The organism is Streptomyces sp. ALB3 (assembly GCF_044385685.1).
GTDB lineage: Bacteria > Actinomycetota > Actinomycetes > Streptomycetales > Streptomycetaceae > Streptomyces.
In genome coordinates, this window is record NZ_JBISCE010000021.1 from 1 (window position 1) to 3532 (window position 3532).

Annotated in this window: 2 protein-coding genes; both read left to right on the top strand. The window is 71.2% G+C overall.

Annotated features, from left to right (window positions below):
* Positions 1 to 2320: SDR family NAD(P)-dependent oxidoreductase (locus ACHFIV_RS11220; protein ID WP_398966380.1), on the top strand; the 2320-nt coding region annotated here is incomplete at its 5' end.
* 48 nt (positions 2321 to 2368) lie between these two features.
* Positions 2369 to 3532, top strand: a 1164-nt coding sequence (locus ACHFIV_RS11225) for a beta-ketoacyl synthase N-terminal-like domain-containing protein (protein ID WP_398966383.1), incomplete at its 3' end; no start/stop codon positions are given.

The window sequence follows — 3532 nt, forward strand, 5'->3', positions numbered from 1 at the left end:
GCTGGTCACCGCCCTCGCCGAGCTCCACGTACGCGGGAAGTCCGTCGACTGGACGGCGTACTTCGCCGGCACCGGCGCCCGCCGCGTCGACCTGCCCACCTACGCCTTCCAGCGCGAGCGGTACTGGCCGAGCGCGTCGTCCGGCCCGGCCGGTGGGCCCGCCGGCGCGCGCAATCCGATCGACGCGGAGTTCTGGGACGTCGTCGCCCGCGGCGACGTCGACACCCTGGCCAGGACACTCGACCTCGGGGAGACCGGCACGCCGTCCCTCGCGAGTATGCTGCCCGCCCTGTCCCAGTGGCACCGCAACCGCAGCGAGAGCCTGTCCGTCGGCTCCTGGCGGTACCGCGTGACCTGGAAACCCGTCGAGCAGACACCCGAGCCCGTCCTCTCCGGCCTCTGGGTGCTCGCGGTTCCCGCTGGAAGCGCGGACGAACCCGTCGTCGCGGACTGTGCGGCCTCCCTGCGCGACCACGGCGCGAGCGTCGTCCTCCTGCCCGTGGACGGCGGGACGGACGACGTCACCACGATCGGCGAACGGCTGCGCGAGACCGTCGACGACCACGGCAGCCTGTCCGGTGTGCTGTCGTTGCTGTCCTTCGACGAGAGCCCTCACCCCGTGCACGACGTGCTGCCGGCCGGTTCGTTCGCCGTTCTGGCTCTCCTACGGGCGATGACCTGGCTCGACCTGGAGTCGCCGCTGTGGTGTGCCACCCGGACCGCCGTGTCCACCAGGCGGTCCGACGTCCTCGCCCGGCCCGTTCAGGCACAGACATGGGGCCTCGGCCGGGTCGCGTCGCTGGAACACCCCAAGGTGTGGGGCGGTCTGGTCGACCTTCCGGACGAGGTGGACGCCCGCGCGCTGAACCGGTTGGTGTCCGCCCTCGCAGGCACGGACGGCGAGGACCAGCTCGCCGTACGCGATACGGGAGTGCTCGCCCGACGGGTCGTGCCGGCGACACCGGACGGATCGGCGCCCGCGCGGTCCTGGAAACCGTCCGGCACGGCGCTCGTCACGGGCGGAACCGGGGCGCTGGGCGGGCATGTCGCACGCTGGCTGGCCACGGACGGAGCGGAGCACGTCGTCCTCACCAGCCGTAGCGGTGGCAAGGCCCCGGGGGCCGCCGAACTGGTGGCCGAACTGGAGGCGCTGGGCAGCAGGGTCACCGTCGCCGCATGCGACGTGACCGACCGGACCGCCGTGGCCGCACTGCTGGCGGGACTCTCGGCCGCCGGGGACACGGTGCGCACCGTCGTGCACGCGGCAGGAGTCGGCAAACTGGCCCCGCTCGCGGTGACGGACGACGACATGTTCGCGGACATCGCCGCGGCCAAGGTGGCCGGGGCCCGGTACCTCGACGAACTGATCGGCCACGACGACCTCGACGCGGTCATCTACTTCTCGTCCGTCTCGGCCGTCTGGGGCGTCGGGGACCACGGGGCGTACGCGGCGGCCAACGCCTACGCCGACGCACTCGCCGAACAACGGCGCGCCGAAGGCGTGCCCGCCCTGTCCGTGGCCTGGGGGCCGTGGGCCGGGGGCGGAATGGTGAGTGAGGACGCCAAGATCCTCCTCGACCGGCAGGGCGTGCGTCTCATCCAGCCCGCCTCGGGCATCGCCGCACTCCGGCAGGCCCTCGACCACGACGACACCACCGTGGTCATCGCCGATGTCGACTGGGAACGCTTCGCGCCGGTCTTCACGATGGCGCGCGCCCGTCCCCTGATAGCCGACATCCCGGAGGCGGCAGCAGCCATCGGGGGCGCGGCGGCGGAACCGGCCGACGGGGCGGGGGCAGTTCCTGCCCTACGGGCGGAACTGATCGTCCTGTCCGAGGCCGACCGGGCCCAGCTCCTGCTGGACCTGGTGCGTGGACACGCGGCGACCGTGCTCGGACACGCGACGCCCAAGAGCGTCGAAGCGGGCCGTGCCTTCAGGGAACTCGGCTTCGACTCGCTCACCGCGGTCGAACTGCGCAACCGGCTCAACGCCGCGACCGGGCTGCGCCTTCCGGCGACGTCCGTGTTCGACCACCCGACACCGACCGCACTCGCACGTCATCTGCAGGCGGAGATCCTGCAGGACGTGGAAGGCGATCTGCCTGCCGGTGAGGAACTCGACCGCCTGGAACAGGTCCTCGCCGTCCGCGCGCACGACGACATCGGCCGGTTGCGCGTGGTCATGCGCCTGGAGTCCCTGTTGACCAAGCTCAACGAAGCACACGGGCCGGCCGGCCGGGACAGCAGCGCGGAGCGCTACGAAGCCGCGACGAACGAGGAGTTGTTCGACCTGATCGACAACGACCTCGGGATCTCTTGACGTGACAAGCATGCACTTTCCTGTACGACTCACGGGAGCGATGGACTGATGGCGGACGAAGAGAAGCTGCGCGAGTACCTGACCAAGGTGGTCGGCGAGCTCCAGCAGACGCGCCAGCGACTTCGCCATGTCGAGTCCGGCGAGGCGGATCCCATCGCGATCGTCGCGATGAGCTGCCGGTACCCGGGCGACGTGTGTTCGCCGGAACAGCTGTGGGACCTGGTGGCTTCCGGCGGCGACGCCGTCGCGGGGTTCCCCGCCGACCGGGGCTGGGACCTCGAGAAGCTGTACGATCCTGACCCCGCGCACCCGGGGACGTCGTATGCGAACGAAGGCGGATTCCTCTACGAGGCCGCCGACTTCGACCCCGGCCTCTTCGGGATCTCGCCGCGTGAGGCGCTGTCGATGGACCCGCAGCAGCGTCTGCTCCTCGAGACGTCCTGGGAGGCGTTCGAACGCGCGGGCATCGACCCGCTCTCCGTACGTGGCAGCCGTACCGGCGTGTTCATCGGAGCCTCCACCCAGGGATACGGCATCGGCATGGCAGCGTCGCCCGGCTCGGACGGGCACGCGCTGACAGGGGACGTCACTTCGGTGCTGTCCGGCCGGGTCTCGTACACACTGGGCCTCGAGGGCCCGGCGGTGACCGTGGACACGGCATGCTCGTCGTCCCTCGTCGCCATGCACTGGGCGATCCAGGCGCTGCGCTCCGGTGAGTGCACACAGGCCCTGGCCGGTGGCGTCACCGTCATGTCCAACCCTGGCGTCTTCGTGGAGTTCTCACGGCAGAAGGGCCTGGCGGCCGACGGCCGGTGCAAGGCGTTCGCCGAGGCCGCGGACGGTACCGGCTGGGGCGAAGGCGTGGGAATGCTCCTCCTGGAGCGGCTGTCCGACGCACAGCGCAACGGACATCAGGTCCTGGCTGTGGTGCGGGGCAGTGCGGTGAACCAGGACGGCGCGTCGAACGGGCTGACGGCACCGAACGGCCCCGCGCAGCAGCGCGTCATCAGTCAGGCGCTGGCCGGCGCCAAACTGTCGCCCACCCAGGTGGACGTCGTGGAGGGCCACGGCACGGGGACGACACTGGGCGACCCGATCGAGGCACAGGCGCTGCTCGCGACCTACGGACAGGACCGAGCGGAGGACCGGCCGCTGCTGCTCGGTTCCATCAAGTCCAACATCGGTCACACACAGTCCGCTGCGGGCGTCGCC